At 44.5% G+C, this 12,627-nt stretch carries 13 protein-coding genes; 4 read left to right on the top strand and 9 right to left on the bottom strand.

The genetic code is table 11. The features are described 5' to 3' along the window. Window positions 1-3 precede the first annotated feature (3 nt). Window positions 4-2,694, top strand: a complete 2,691-nt coding sequence (gene adhE, locus OCU36_RS09010; protein ID WP_261837700.1) for a bifunctional acetaldehyde-CoA/alcohol dehydrogenase — start codon at window positions 4-6, stop codon at window positions 2,692-2,694. Between the two features lie 180 nt (window positions 2,695-2,874). Here the strand turns inward: adhE and OCU36_RS09005 are convergent, their stop codons facing one another. The 3 genes from OCU36_RS09005 to sodB form a co-directional block, all read right to left on the bottom strand. After that, on the bottom strand, window positions 2,875-3,558 hold the full coding sequence (locus tag OCU36_RS09005; protein ID WP_261837699.1) for an SDR family oxidoreductase: 684 nt from the start codon (window positions 3,556-3,558) through the stop codon (window positions 2,875-2,877). A 272-nt stretch (window positions 3,559-3,830) separates the two neighbouring features. Beyond that, window positions 3,831-4,334: a VC2046/SO_2500 family protein gene (locus OCU36_RS09000; protein ID WP_261837698.1), complete on the bottom strand. Its 504-nt coding sequence runs from the start codon at window positions 4,332-4,334 to the stop codon at window positions 3,831-3,833. Between the two features lie 247 nt (window positions 4,335-4,581). Continuing rightward, window positions 4,582-5,166 carry a superoxide dismutase [Fe] gene (sodB, locus tag OCU36_RS08995; protein ID WP_004734050.1) on the bottom strand — a complete coding sequence of 195 codons (585 nt, stop codon included), beginning with the start codon at window positions 5,164-5,166 and terminating at the stop codon, window positions 4,582-4,584. A 269-nt stretch (window positions 5,167-5,435) separates the two neighbouring features. Between sodB and OCU36_RS08990 the strand changes: the two genes are divergently transcribed. Continuing rightward, window positions 5,436-5,774, top strand: a complete 339-nt coding sequence (locus OCU36_RS08990) for a Grx4 family monothiol glutaredoxin (protein WP_004741702.1) — start codon at window positions 5,436-5,438, stop codon at window positions 5,772-5,774. A gap of 99 nt (window positions 5,775-5,873) precedes the next feature. Continuing rightward, on the top strand, window positions 5,874-6,503 hold the full coding sequence (locus OCU36_RS08985; RefSeq protein ID WP_261837697.1) for a DsbA family protein: 630 nt from the start codon (window positions 5,874-5,876) through the stop codon (window positions 6,501-6,503). Between the two features lie 178 nt (window positions 6,504-6,681). Here OCU36_RS08985 and OCU36_RS08980 read toward each other — a convergent pair whose 3' ends face one another. Together OCU36_RS08980 and rnt are read right to left on the bottom strand one after the other, a co-directional pair. Continuing rightward, complete coding sequence (locus OCU36_RS08980; protein ID WP_261837696.1) at window positions 6,682-8,007, bottom strand: Na+/H+ antiporter family protein; 1,326 nt, start codon at window positions 8,005-8,007, stop codon at window positions 6,682-6,684. Between the two features lie 66 nt (window positions 8,008-8,073). Continuing rightward, entirely contained in the window at window positions 8,074-8,715 is a 642-nt protein-coding gene (gene rnt, locus OCU36_RS08975; RefSeq protein WP_261837695.1) for a ribonuclease T, read from the bottom strand. 187 nt (window positions 8,716-8,902) lie between these two features. On the opposite strand from rnt, the gene motY reads away from it, so the two are divergent. Further along, window positions 8,903-9,784 (top strand): flagellar protein MotY, encoded by an 882-nt coding sequence (gene motY / locus OCU36_RS08970; RefSeq protein WP_261837694.1) that lies wholly within the window; start codon window positions 8,903-8,905, stop codon window positions 9,782-9,784. Window positions 9,785-9,935: 151 nt separating this feature from the next. Here motY and gloA read toward each other — a convergent pair whose 3' ends face one another. From gloA to rsxG, 4 genes are all read right to left on the bottom strand, one after another. Next, window positions 9,936-10,352, bottom strand: coding sequence for a lactoylglutathione lyase (gloA, locus tag OCU36_RS08965; protein WP_261837693.1), 417 nt, complete (start codon window positions 10,350-10,352; stop codon window positions 9,936-9,938). Between the two features lie 148 nt (window positions 10,353-10,500). Continuing rightward, the gene (gene nth, locus OCU36_RS08960; RefSeq protein WP_261837692.1) at window positions 10,501-11,136 is read right to left on the bottom strand and encodes an endonuclease III; all 636 of its coding nucleotides are present in this window, start codon (window positions 11,134-11,136) and stop codon (window positions 10,501-10,503) included. 163 nt (window positions 11,137-11,299) lie between these two features. Then, window positions 11,300-11,992: an electron transport complex subunit E gene (locus OCU36_RS08955; RefSeq protein WP_261837691.1), complete on the bottom strand. Its 693-nt coding sequence runs from the start codon at window positions 11,990-11,992 to the stop codon at window positions 11,300-11,302. Beyond that, window positions 11,992-12,621 carry an electron transport complex subunit RsxG gene (rsxG, locus tag OCU36_RS08950; protein WP_261837690.1) on the bottom strand — a complete coding sequence of 210 codons (630 nt, stop codon included), beginning with the start codon at window positions 12,619-12,621 and terminating at the stop codon, window positions 11,992-11,994. Before rsxG ends, OCU36_RS08955 begins: the two co-directional genes overlap by 1 nt. Window positions 12,622-12,627 lie beyond the last annotated feature (6 nt).

Raw genomic sequence — 12,627 nt, 5'->3', positions numbered from 1 at the left:
ACCATGCCTGTAACTAACTTAGCGGAACTTGATGCTCTAGTAGCACGCGTTAAAGCAGCTCAAGAAGAGTTTGCAACATTTTCTCAAGAGAAAGTAGACGCAATCTTCCGTGCTGCTTCTCTTGCCGCTAACCATGCTCGTATTCCACTAGCACAACAAGCTGTTGCTGAATCTGGAATGGGTATTGTTGAAGATAAAGTTATCAAAAACCACTTCGCTTCAGAATTTATCTACAACAAATACAAAGACGAAAAAACATGTGGTATTTTAGAAGAAGATGACAACCTAGGCACGATGACTATCGCTGAGCCTGTAGGTATCATTTGTGGTATCGTTCCAACAACGAACCCAACTTCTACAGCAATCTTCAAATCTCTAATTTCTCTTAAAACACGTAACGGCATCATCTTCTCGCCACACCCACGTGCAAAGAACTCTACTAACGACGCTGCGAAACTTGTTTTAGAAGCGGCTGTTAAAGCGGGTGCTCCAAAAGACATCATCGGTTGGATCGACCAACCATCTGTAGAGCTTTCTAACGCGCTTATGAAGCACGACGGTATCGCACTTATCCTTGCAACTGGTGGTCCGGGCATGGTTAAAGCAGCATACTCTTCTGGTAAGCCTGCAATCGGTGTTGGTGCTGGTAACGTACCTGTTGTTATCGACGAAACGGCAGACATCAAACGTGCTGTAGCTTCTATCCTTATGTCTAAAACATTCGATAACGGCGTTGTATGTGCTTCAGAGCAAGCGGCAATCGTAGTTAGCGAAGTTTATGACGAAGTGAAAGAGCGTTTCGCTTCTCACAAAGCTCACGTACTATCTAAAGCAGACGCTGATAAAGTACGTAAAGTACTGCTTATCGACGGCGCGCTAAACGCGAAAATCGTAGGTCAACCTGCTCCAGCAATCGCTGAAATGGCGGGTGTTAAAGTTCCTGCGGATACAAAAGTTCTTGTAGGTGAAGGCCTTGGTAAGGTTTCTTACGATGACGAATTCGCTCACGAGAAACTGTCTCCAACTCTAGGTCTATTCCGCGCAGACAACTTCGAAGATGCTGTTGCTCAAGCGGTGACTATGGTTGAAATCGGTGGTATCGGTCACACATCTGGTCTTTACACTAACCAAGATGTAAACGCAGACCGCATCCGTTACTTCGGTGACAAGATGAAGACCGCTCGTATCCTAATCAACATCCCGACTACTCACGGTGGTATCGGTGACCTGTACAACTTCAACGTTGCACCTTCACTAACTCTAGGTTGTGGTTCATGGGGTGGTAACTCTATCTCTGAGAACGTAGGTCCTAAGCACCTTATCAACAAGAAAACTGTAGCGAAGCGAGCTGAAAACATGTTGTGGCACAAACTACCTAAGTCAATCTACTTCCGCCGTGGTAGCCTTCCGATCGCAATGAGCGACCTAGAAGGTAAAAAACGCGCATTCCTAGTAACAGACCGTTTCCTATTCAACAACGGTTACGCTGATGACGTAGTTAGACTGCTGAAAGCACAAGGTATCGAAGTTCAAACTTTCTTCGACGTAGAAGCGGATCCAACGCTATCTGTTGTTGAGAAAGGCGCTGCAGCAATGAAGAGCTTCCAACCTGACGTAATCCTTGCTCTAGGTGGCGGTTCTCCAATGGACGCGGCTAAGATCATGTGGGTTATGTACGAGCACCCAGAAACTCACTTCGAAGAACTAGCAATGCGCTTTATGGATATCCGTAAACGTATCTACAAGTTCCCTAAAATGGGTCAAAAAGCTGAGCTTGTATGTATCACTACAACTTCAGGTACGGGTTCAGAGGTTACTCCATTCGCTGTTGTTACCGACGACAAGACTGGTGCTAAGTACCCACTAGCTGATTACGAAATCACACCAAACATGGCTATCGTTGATGCGAACTTAGTAATGAACATGCCTAAGTCTCTAACAGCGTTCGGTGGTTACGATGCAGTAACTCACGCTCTTGAAGCTTACGTTTCTGTTCTAGCGAACGAGTACTCAGACGGTCAAGCTCTTCAAGCACTTAAGATGCTTAAAGAATACCTACCATCAAGCTACAAAAATGGTGCGGCTGACCCAATCGCTCGTGAGAAAGTACACAACGCAGCAACTATCGCTGGTGTAGCATTTGCGAACGCATTCCTAGGTGTGTGTCACTCAATGGCTCACAAAATTGGTGCTGAGTTCCACCTACCACACGGTCTTGCTAACGCACTACTTATCTCAAACGTTGTACGTTACAACGCGAACGATAACCCAACTAAGCAGACTGCATTCTCTCAGTACGACCGTCCACAAGCACGTCGTCGTTACGCTGAAGTTGCTGACCACCTAGGCCTAAGCCAAGCTGGTGACCGTACTGCTCAGAAGATTGAACGTCTACTGACTTGGTTAGAAGAGCTAAAAGTTGAACTAGACATCCCACTATCTATTCAAGCTGCGGGTGTTAACGAGTCTGACTTCGTTGCGAAACTAGATGAGCTAGCGGTTGAAGCGTTTGATGACCAGTGTACAGGTGCGAACCCACGTTACCCTCTAATCACTGAGCTTAAAGAAGTTCTAACAACGTCGTACTTCGGTACTCCTTACGTTGAAGGCGAAACTTTCGAAGGTACTACGGTAATCCTTAAGAAAGAAGACCAAAAGCCAGCTGACAAGAAAGCAGCAAAAAATAAAAAATAAGAACTGAAGAATAAGTAACATTCAGTTTTGAGATAAGTTTTCGCTAGCACGAACCTTATCTTATCGGGAAAAGATGAAAGCCCCAGTCGAGAGACTGGGGCTTTTTTTATGTTTGGTTCGTTTGTAAAACGGATTGAAAGGCTACTTAATATGAGCGGAGTTAGTCATGTTCATTTGGAATTAAACCTCTGCCGCTACAACTCGCCCACTGAAGTAGTCATTCGAGACAATGTACTCAGTGGTTCTGGTTAATTCGTCTTGCAGCTGCGCCCAATGACATCGGTTGAGCTTGCCATCGGAGTTATGAACGGCGGGGACCACCCCTCCAACTCGAATACCAAATGGATTCAGTTCTTTAGCCCAACTGTGGGTAAAGCCGGTGATCATTGAGTTTGCACTCTCTAAGCCAGACACATCATGAAAATCATCGTGAGATATGACATTCACAATCACGCCTTCCTTATTTTCTTCTCGTAATCTTTCCGCACAGATTTGACCAAATGAGAAGAGGGTCGACGCCATAGAAGATAGGTCAGTAATAAATCGGCTTACGGGCTGGTCACCAATCAGGCTTGGCATTGGTGAGCTAATCCAGTTATTGACTAATACATCCGGCGTGGTGTTGAAGGTGGTTTGAATGAAATCAAATACGCGGCTAATCGCTTGGTTGTCATTACTATCGAGTGTGTAGTAATAAACCGAATCAGAAAACCGGGTGCATTGTGAATAGGTCGTCTGAAGTGCTTGCGTGTCACTATCGCAGAGAATGACGGTGGCTCCAAGGTTAACAAAGTGGTTGGCTATCGTCCCTCCGAGTCGTGAACCAGCAGATGTTACCAATATGATTGAGCTTTTTATTTCCATCCCAGCACCTAAACAAATCGTTCATGTTAGACAAGGATGGGTTAAATTTTGTACAGTTGGTGTGAATTGGCTCAAAGTAAGGCGTGCCAATTAATAAGTTTTTATGAACTTAGTGGCAAGTCACATTTTGTAGTAACTTCAAGCAGTAACCGACGAGTCGAGTTTTTAGTTCATCCAAGGCTAATGGTTCATATTATTTACGTGAATGCTTTAAAATATGACGAACTAATTAAGAATGGCAGTAAAGTCCACGTGAAAAAGGCAGGTGACCGTTATGCTTGAGCTTGAATTTGATACTGACGGTGGGCCGTTGATAGTTCATTGTAGAGCGTAGCAAGTGGTAGATCAGGTAATTGCTTGTTGGCTAATTTACGTCGGTCATGACCTGAAAGGTTTTGGTAAACCTCTTCGGGTAAGTCGGCTGTATCTTCAGGCATGAAGGCAAGCGCTTCAGGTTTTAAGTAATGGCTGAGCTTAGCGCTGGCAAGGCTAGCTTGATGAAAATGATTAGATTGCTGAGCTGAAATCTCATACGACGACTGGTTTGAACGCAGTTGTTGAGGTTCTGCTACGCCAAATTGTTTACGCAGGCGATCTTCATTTGTTTCTGTGACTTCGATGGTGTCGATGGGGGTGCAATCACGAACATCATTAGAAAACAGAGATAGCAACAACGCGAAATCTGCACGGCGACCTTGTTCAACCGCTTGGCTGATCCCGATGCCGAACTTGAGTTCGTTGATGATTCCTGCTTTGTCTAAAGTATGTATTTGCATGTTACCTCTCATTGGATACACCTTTAACGGCATGGCAGTGGCAAACTTTAGTCTTTAATTACAGGCAAATAGAGAATTTATGCACAACAGATGAGAACGGGAATAATCGCTTAAAAAGTCGGCTATATTGATGGATTTATTTAGAATTGTCTGGATTGTGTGAAATGTGATAGGAACAAAAAAGCTCACGCCGGGGCATGAGCTTTCAATAGATAACTCGCTATAAATAGCGGAGCGTAAGCAATAATTACTTAGCTAGGTTCTCTTCTACGAAAGACCAGTTTACTAGGTTCCAGAATGCAGCCATGTAGTCAGGGCGAACATTGCGGAAATCGATGTAGTAAGCGTGTTCCCATAGGTCAACCGTGAGAAGTGGCGTAACACCTTCTTCTGTTAGAGGAGTAGCAGCGTTAGAAGTGTTAACGATGTCTAGAGAACCGTCAGCTTTCTTAACTAACCAAGTCCAAGAAGAACCGAAGTTGTTGATGGCTGAATCAGTGAATTTCGCTTTGAATTCTTCGAAAGAACCGAATGCAGCGTTGATAGCTTCTGCAACAGCGCCAGTTGGTTCGCCGCCTGCTTTAGGAGCAAGACAGTGCCAGTAGAACGTGTGGTTCCAGATTTGAGCAGCGTTATTGAAAACACCACCAGTAGAAGTCTTAACGATCTCTTCTAGTGTTTTTCCTTCAAACTCAGTACCTGGGATAAGGCCGTTTAGCTTAACAACGTAAGTGTTGTGGTGCTTACCGTGGTGGAAATCTAGCGTTTCAGCTGAGATGTGTGGTTCTAGCGCGTCTTTCGCGTAAGGAAGAGCCGGTAGTTCAAATGCCATTGCTCAATTCTCCATTGATATGAAAGAGTTAACTCTTTCGATTGCTTCCAGTGATATTATTATTCATAGTTCGCTGTACGGCCAACCATGGTCAATTTGCTGACTTGCGATATAGTTTAGCAAGTTTTTACTTTATTAAAAGCTTAATTGATCACTTTTGTGTGAATTGTTAGTTCAGTGTGTTAACCGCTTTTTTTATATGGTTTTTATTCTGTTGGTTTGGGGTAGAATAAAGGCAATACAAGCCGTCATCCATTAACGAGGAAGCAATGGAAACTATCGATAAAATCAAACAGCAAATTGAAGAAAACACCATTCTACTTTACATGAAAGGGTCTCCTAAGCTGCCAAGCTGTGGTTTTTCTTCTCAAGCATCTCAAGCTCTAATGGCGTGTGGCGAAAAATTTGCTTATGTGGATATCCTACAAAACCCTGACATCCGTGCAGAGCTTCCTGCTTACGCACAATGGCCAACTTTCCCACAACTTTGGGTTGAAGGTGAGCTAATCGGTGGTTGTGACATCATTCTTGAAATGTTCCAGAAAGGTGAGCTTCAGCCAATCATCAAAGAAGCGGCTGCGAAAGTTGCTGGCGATGATGCTGAGTAAGTTCTAGTTTATACGCTGAACAGTAAAAAATGAGGGGCCTTAATCGGGCTCCTTTTTTGTCGGAATTGGTCGAAGAGTCGACTCGATAAGGAACGAACAATGGACGTAAAACTTCATTATGTACATGATCCAATGTGCAGCTGGTGTTGGGGATATAAGCCAACACTTGAGTTATTGAAACAGCAATTGCCCGCAAGCATTGGGTTTAACTACGTAGTAGGCGGTTTGGCACCGGATTCTGATGAGCCCATGTCAGAACAGATGAAAGGCAAGCTGCAAGCGATTTGGAAGCAGATCGAAACTAAATTGGGTACTGAGTTTAACCATGAGTTTTGGACTGAGTGCCAACCAGTTCGCAGTACTTACCCTGCGTGCCGTGCTGTGATTGCCGCCGGTTTTCAAGATCACTACGAAGCGATGCTTGAAGCGATTCAACACGCTTACTATTTGCGTGCGATGTTGCCACACAGCCAAGAGACGCATTTGCAGTTAGCTGCAGAGTTAGGTATGAATGTGCAACAGTTTGAAAATGACCTTTCTAGCAAATTGTTGGAAAGTGAGTTAGATGACCAGTTAGGCTTTAAAGAAGCGATCGGTGTGCACTCTTACCCGACTTTAATGCTTGAAGTTAATGGTATCTTCACTGAAGTTGAATTGAATTACCACTCAACGGAAGCAACGCTCAAGTCTATTCGCCAAATTCTTGTGAATACTCCCCCCGCGGCATAATTCGGCGAACTCTGTTTCTTTTCGCTTAAACAAAGGCTTACTTATAAGAGTAAGCCTTTTTTTATCCGATGTAACAGGTTTATTGAGGCTGAGAATGATGGGATAGGGCAACGAATCCAGAAACAAAAAAGACCGCGCGAGGCGGCCTTTAAAATAGGTTACTTATTGTGTCTCGGTGCTACAGAACCATCGCTGCAATCCAACCGAATACAACCAGCGGTATGTTGTAGTGCAAGAATGTCGGTACCACCGTGTCCCATACGTGTTCGTGTTGACCATCCATATTCAGCCCTGATGTTGGGCCTAATGTTGAGTCAGAAGCGGGAGAACCTGCATCGCCTAGCGCGGCTGCGGTGCCCACTAGCGCGATAGTTGCCATTGGCGAGAAACCAAATGCTGCCGCAAGCGGAACGTAGATTGTTGCGATGATTGGAATAGTTGAGAATGAAGATCCAATGCCCATGGTTACGAGTAGACCAACAACCAGCATAAGCAGGGCTGCGAGAGGTTTGTTGTCGCCAATGCTGGTTGACAGTGCTGAAACCAGAGACTCAACACCACCAGTTTGCTTCATAACCGCTGCGAAACCTGCCGCTGCAATCATGATAAAGCCGATCATTGCCATCATGTGAACGCCTTTGGTGAAGACATCTTGCGTCTCTTTCCACGCAATTACGCCACCAAATGTAAATACCATGAAGCCAGCTAGAGCACCGATGATCATAGAACCTGTAGACAACTGAACGGTCAAGGCTGCAACAATGCCAACGCCTGCAACAAGAACGTGCTTCTTATTGATCTTTTTGACTTCTGTTGAAACAACAGTATGAGACGTTTCTTTGTATTGACGTGGTTTACGATAAGTAAAAAATACTGCTGTTAGTAGGCCAAAGAGCATACCGGCTGCAGGTAATAACATGGCCATTGGTACTTGGCTTGCTACCACGCTTTCAAGCCCGTTTTCGTGAAGGTTCTTAAGCAGGATGTTGTTTAGGAAAATGCCACCAAAACCTATCGGCAGTACCATGTAGGGAGTAATCAAACCAAAAGTCAGCACACACGCAACGAGACGACGATCTAGGTTCATTTTTGCGAATACACCTAACAGAGGTGGGATTAAGATTGGGATGAAGGCGATATGTACTGGGATTACGTTTTGTGAAGACATCGTCACTAGGACTAAAGAGACAAGCATGCCATATTTTAGACCATTTGATGCGGCACTATTTTCTTGGCCGTGGATGCGTTTTATGACGCTTTGAGCAAGTAAGTCTGTAATACCAGATCGAGAGATTGCCACCGCGAAAGTGCCAAGCATTGCATAGCTAAGCGCGATTTCCGCACCACCACCTAATCCGCTTTCGAAAGCCGCGACAGTATCGTTGACACTCATACCAGAGGATACGCCACCGATAATTGCGCTCAACGTGAGAGCAACGACGACGTTTACGCGCATCAAAGCTAAAACAAGCATGATGCAAACTGAAATTACAACAGGGTTCATATAATTCTCGAGATGTTGTGTTTTTATGAAGGCAATACCAACGAGTATTTACCTAGTCTATTTATGTTATTCGTCAACAAGAGGCCAACCACCAAGGGCTTTCCATTTGTTTACAATGCCACAAAATAACTCTGTGGTTTTTTGTGTGTCATACAAAGCAGAGTGTGCTTCTTTGTTGTCAAATTCCATCCCAGCAGTGCGGCAAGCTTTAGCCAAAACGGTTTGACCGTAGGCAAGACCACTAAGAGCTGCCGTATCAAAAGTGGCAAATGGGTGGAAAGGGACGCGTTTAAGCTTACAACGCTCACTTGCTGCATTGACGAAGTTTAAATCGAATGTAGCATTATGAGCGACCATAATTGCACGGCTGCAATCTGAAGCTTTTTGTTCTTTTCTCACTAGCTTATAGATTTCTTTAAGGGCTTCTTGCTCCGATACAGCACCACGTAATGGGCTAAATGGATCTTTAATACCGTTAAAGTCTAATGCTGCTTGCTCTATATTGGCGCCTTCAAAAGGTTCAATATGAAAATGAAGCGTTGACGCCGGGTGCAGATCACCGTTTTCATCCATTCTTAATGTAATGGCACAGATCTCTAATAATGCATCGGTTTTTGCGTTAAAACCGGCGGTCTCCACGTCGATGACTACTGGAAAATAGCCGCGAAAGCGATTTTTTAGAGTCAGAGCTTCGTTTTCTACAGTCATGTTAGCCCAATAAGTGTGATTGAGGCTGCATTATTGCAGAAAATAGAAATGATAAAAACCAGCGAGTGGCAATAATAGATAAATTAGCCAATCAATTTCGGCTTGATATTTGCATATTCAAATGGGACAGAAAGGTGCGGCAATTGTTCGCATTGTTAAACGAATTGCTTAAGAGATACTCCACTCTATGAAGAAACGACTCCTAACAGGCTCATTGCTGTTCTCGCTACTGATATCCTCAACGGTTTTAGCGCAAGAAAAGCACTACGGAGCATCGCCTCAACAATCGAAATGGGAGATGGTCACTAACACGCCACTTGAATGTCGCTTGGTTCATCCAATCCCTAACTTTGGTGAAGCAGAGTTTTCATCTCATGCGAGTAAAAAAATCCTGTTGGACTTTGAACTTAAAATGCGCCGTCCAATGGGGGCCACGCGTAATGTAAGTTTGGTTTCTATGCCACCGCCTTGGCGTCCTGGAGAGAGAGCCGATCGCATAACAACCATTAAGTTCTTCCAACAATTTGATGGGTATGTTGGTGGCCAAACGGCTTGGGGCATTTTGAGTGAGTTGGAGAAAGGGCGCTACCCGACATTCAGTTACCAAGAATGGCAAAGCCGAGATCAACGTATTGAGGTGTCGTTGTCTTCTGTATTATTCCAAGAAAAATATAATGTATTCAGTGATTGTATAGCCAACTTATTACCATACAGCTTTGAAGATATCTCTTTTACTATCTTGCACTATGAGCGTAATAGTGACCAACTGAACAAGTTGTCTCGAAAAAGGTTAAGTCAGATTGCTGAGTATATTCGCTACAATAAAGATATCGACCTTGTGTTAGTGGCAACGTATACCGACTCTACAGATAGCAAAGATATTAGCCAAAATCTTTCGGAGCGAAGAGCGGAATCGTTGCGAGAGTACTTTAAATCACTGGGCTTACATGAAGACCGTATTCAAGTTCAAGGTTATGGGAAGCGTCGTCCTGTTGCCGACAATAACTCGCCAATGGGTAAAGACATGAACCGACGTGTTGTCATTTCTTTAGGCCGTACACAGGTTTAAGCTATTATTTGAGTAGACTCTGAAGCGGATGTGAGTAACCCTCTTTCGATTGTTCACGGTCCCCATCATTAGTGCACACATTAAAAAAGAAGCGAGCATAGTGCTCGCTTCTTATGTTTTTAACATCCGGATTTAGAGGGTTGTGGAAGGATTAACCTTCTAGACCTGCGCTTGCTTGCTTGTTCTGAATCAATTCGATCATGTAGCCGTCAGGGTCTTTAACGAATGCGATGTGTGTCGAACCACCTTTAACTGGACCCGCTTCACGAGTTACGTTACCGCCTGCTGCTTTGATCGCATCGCATGTTGTGTAGATGTCATCAACACCGATCGCAATGTGTCCAAAAGCAGAGCCTAGGTCATACTCAGTCGTGCCCCAGTTGTAAGTCAGCTCAATGACAGCACCTTGAGACTCGTCACCAAAGCCAACGAAAGCCAGTGTGTATTCGTACTCTTTATTTTCGTTCTTACGTAATAGCTGCATGCCCATTACTTCTGTGTAGAACGCGATAGACTTATCTAGATCACCAACGCGTAGCATGGTGTGTAAAATACGGCCGTTTGACATGATTTGCTCCTAGCTTTAACTGTGTATAGGTTTTTGTCATTCTTGCATAATGCCGCTAGAAAAGTGCGACATTGTTTAGCTTCTTAGCTTCTTAGCTTCTTAGCTTCTTAGCTTCTTAGCTTCTTAGCTTCTTTCGCTTAGAGTTAGCCTAGACGTCAGTTTTTTCCTTGAACTCACACAGGTCTTCAATGATACAGCTGCCACAGCGGGGTTTGCGCGCAACGCAGGTGTAGCGTCCATGAAGAATGAGCCAATGGTGGACATCCAGTTTGAATTCTTTTGGGATAACTTTAAGCAGCTTTGCTTCGACATCGTCGACGGTTTTACCCATCGCCAGCTTAGTGCGATTTGATACTCGATAGATATGAGTATCAACGGCGATGGTTGGCCAACCGAAAGCGGTATTCAATACGACGTTGGCTGTCTTGCGGCCTACACCGGGAAGGGCTTCTAATGCAGCGCGATCTTCCGGCACTTCACCATTATGTAGGTCAAGTAGCATGCGGCAGGTCTTAATGGTGTTTTCTGCTTTCGAGTTAAACAGACCAATGGTCTTGATGTACGCTTTTAAGCCATCAACACCTAGGTCGAAAATCGCTTGCGGCGTATTAGCAACTGGGTAAAGCTTATCAGTGGCTTTATTGACGCTGACATCGGTTGCTTGCGCAGATAAGAGCACGGCGATCAGCAACTCGAAAGGGCTGTTCCAGTTAAGCTCAGTTTCAGGCTTCGGGTTGTTTTCTCTTAAACGCTTAAGTATTTCTACTCGTTTTACATTGTTCATAGCGACATTACTTTCAAATAGTTAGGGCATGAAGTTTGGATTGCTTCTGTTTTAATATCGTTTACGCGCTCTGATGAGCGTCATTATTATAGGTACTATTTAGATCAAATTTTCCCGTTGAGTGGTTGAGCTAACTCTGCGGGGTTTAAGCAAATTTCACTTATCAGGCATTGGTCACGCGAGCGCGTTCAATGACAGGTTTCTCTTGTTTTGGTAGTCGAGATTTTGTTCGGTCATCTATGATGTTTTTCAAGGCAATCAAAAAGCCGACACCGATGAAGGCACCCGGTGGAAGCAGGGCTAACAAGAAGCTGTTATCAAATTGGAATATCTGGATTCGTAATACCGAAGCCCAGTCACCAAGGAGCAGGTCTGCGCCATCAAATAGGGTTCCGTTACCAATAATCTCACGCATCGCACCTAGTACAACCAGCACCGAGGTCATGCCAAGGCCCATCCAGAATCCATCTTGAGCCGCAGGCAGCACTTCGTTTTTAGAAGCAAAGGCTTCCGCACGACCAATGATGATACAGTTGGTAACGATAAGCGGGATAAAGATACCTAAAGAGAGGTAAAGCCCATACGCGTAAGCGTTCATCAGAAGTTGAACACACGTGACTAGCGATGCAATGATCATGACGAAAACTGGGATTCGCACTTCTTTTGGCACGTGGTTACGAACCAAAGAGACAGATACGTTCGAACCGACTAAGACCATTAATGTCGCAATCCCGAGCCCAAGTGCGTTCGTTACCGTTGATGATACGGCCAGCAGCGGACATAACCCAAGAAGTTGTACCAGGGCAGGGTTATTCGCCCACATGCCATTTTTAATTAGTGTTTTATGGTCATTCATTATTCACCACCGCAATTGAGAGGTTGAGCAAGCAATGCTTGGTTGTTTTGGTTGACGTATTGAACCGCTTGTTTCACTGATTTTACGACAGCCCTTGGTGTAATAGTTGCGCCAGTAAACTGGTCAAAGTCACCCCCATCTTTACGAACCTTCCAATGGTCGAGGTTCGATTCCGTCACTTGTTTACCCGTGAATGAGAGAATCCAATCACTCACTCTTAGATCAATCTTATCCCCTAAGCCCGGAGTCTCTTGATGGGAAAGAACACGAGTTCCTAAAATTGTGCCATCAATTTTCATCCCAACAATCACTTTAATCGCGCCGTTGTAGCCATCTGGTGCAATTGCTTCGATCGCAATCGCGGTTGGTTCACCATTAAGTCGAGCAATGTAAGCGGGCATTGCTTGGTCTGTGCCGAGCTCTTCTGCTTGAACCAGAGTACAGGCTGAAAACAGTTGATTGTCGTGCAGATCAAGCGGGATCACTTGGTTAAGTATAGAGAGTAATTGAGCTTGCTCTTGTTGCTTGATTTTGTCTTTAGTCAGGTAGTCAGTCACTGCAACTAACCCCGTTGAAGCACATGCAAAAATCGCAAGAACAAGGCCGTTTTTCTTAATTGTCTTTAGCATGGTATC

The sequence above is a fragment of the Vibrio artabrorum genome (genome assembly GCF_024347295.1).
Classification (GTDB): domain Bacteria; phylum Pseudomonadota; class Gammaproteobacteria; order Enterobacterales; family Vibrionaceae; genus Vibrio; species Vibrio artabrorum.
The sequence above is the reverse complement of the archived record's forward strand: the minus strand, read 5'-3'. Positions and strand labels throughout refer to the sequence as shown.

Excerpts from the sequence above, each read along its gene's own strand:
- adhE (WP_261837700.1), top strand. The coding sequence starts at position 4 with ATGCCTGTAACTAACTTAGCGGAACTTGATGCTCTAGTAGCACGCGTT.
- OCU36_RS09005 (WP_261837699.1), bottom strand. The coding sequence starts at position 3,558 with ATGGAAATAAAAAGCTCAATCATATTGGTAACATCTGCTGGTTCACGA.
- OCU36_RS09000 (WP_261837698.1), bottom strand. The coding sequence starts at position 4,334 with ATGCAAATACATACTTTAGACAAAGCAGGAATCATCAACGAACTCAAG.
- sodB (WP_004734050.1), bottom strand. The coding sequence starts at position 5,166 with ATGGCATTTGAACTACCGGCTCTTCCTTACGCGAAAGACGCGCTAGAA.
- OCU36_RS08990 (WP_004741702.1), top strand. The coding sequence starts at position 5,436 with ATGGAAACTATCGATAAAATCAAACAGCAAATTGAAGAAAACACCATT.
- OCU36_RS08985 (WP_261837697.1), top strand. The coding sequence starts at position 5,874 with ATGGACGTAAAACTTCATTATGTACATGATCCAATGTGCAGCTGGTGT.
- OCU36_RS08980 (WP_261837696.1), bottom strand. The coding sequence starts at position 8,007 with ATGAACCCTGTTGTAATTTCAGTTTGCATCATGCTTGTTTTAGCTTTG.
- rnt (WP_261837695.1), bottom strand. The coding sequence starts at position 8,715 with ATGACTGTAGAAAACGAAGCTCTGACTCTAAAAAATCGCTTTCGCGGC.
- motY (WP_261837694.1), top strand. The coding sequence starts at position 8,903 with ATGAAGAAACGACTCCTAACAGGCTCATTGCTGTTCTCGCTACTGATA.
- gloA (WP_261837693.1), bottom strand. The coding sequence starts at position 10,352 with ATGTCAAACGGCCGTATTTTACACACCATGCTACGCGTTGGTGATCTA.
- nth (WP_261837692.1), bottom strand. The coding sequence starts at position 11,136 with ATGAACAATGTAAAACGAGTAGAAATACTTAAGCGTTTAAGAGAAAAC.
- OCU36_RS08955 (WP_261837691.1), bottom strand. The coding sequence starts at position 11,992 with ATGAATGACCATAAAACACTAATTAAAAATGGCATGTGGGCGAATAAC.
- rsxG (WP_261837690.1), bottom strand. The coding sequence starts at position 12,621 with ATGCTAAAGACAATTAAGAAAAACGGCCTTGTTCTTGCGATTTTTGCA.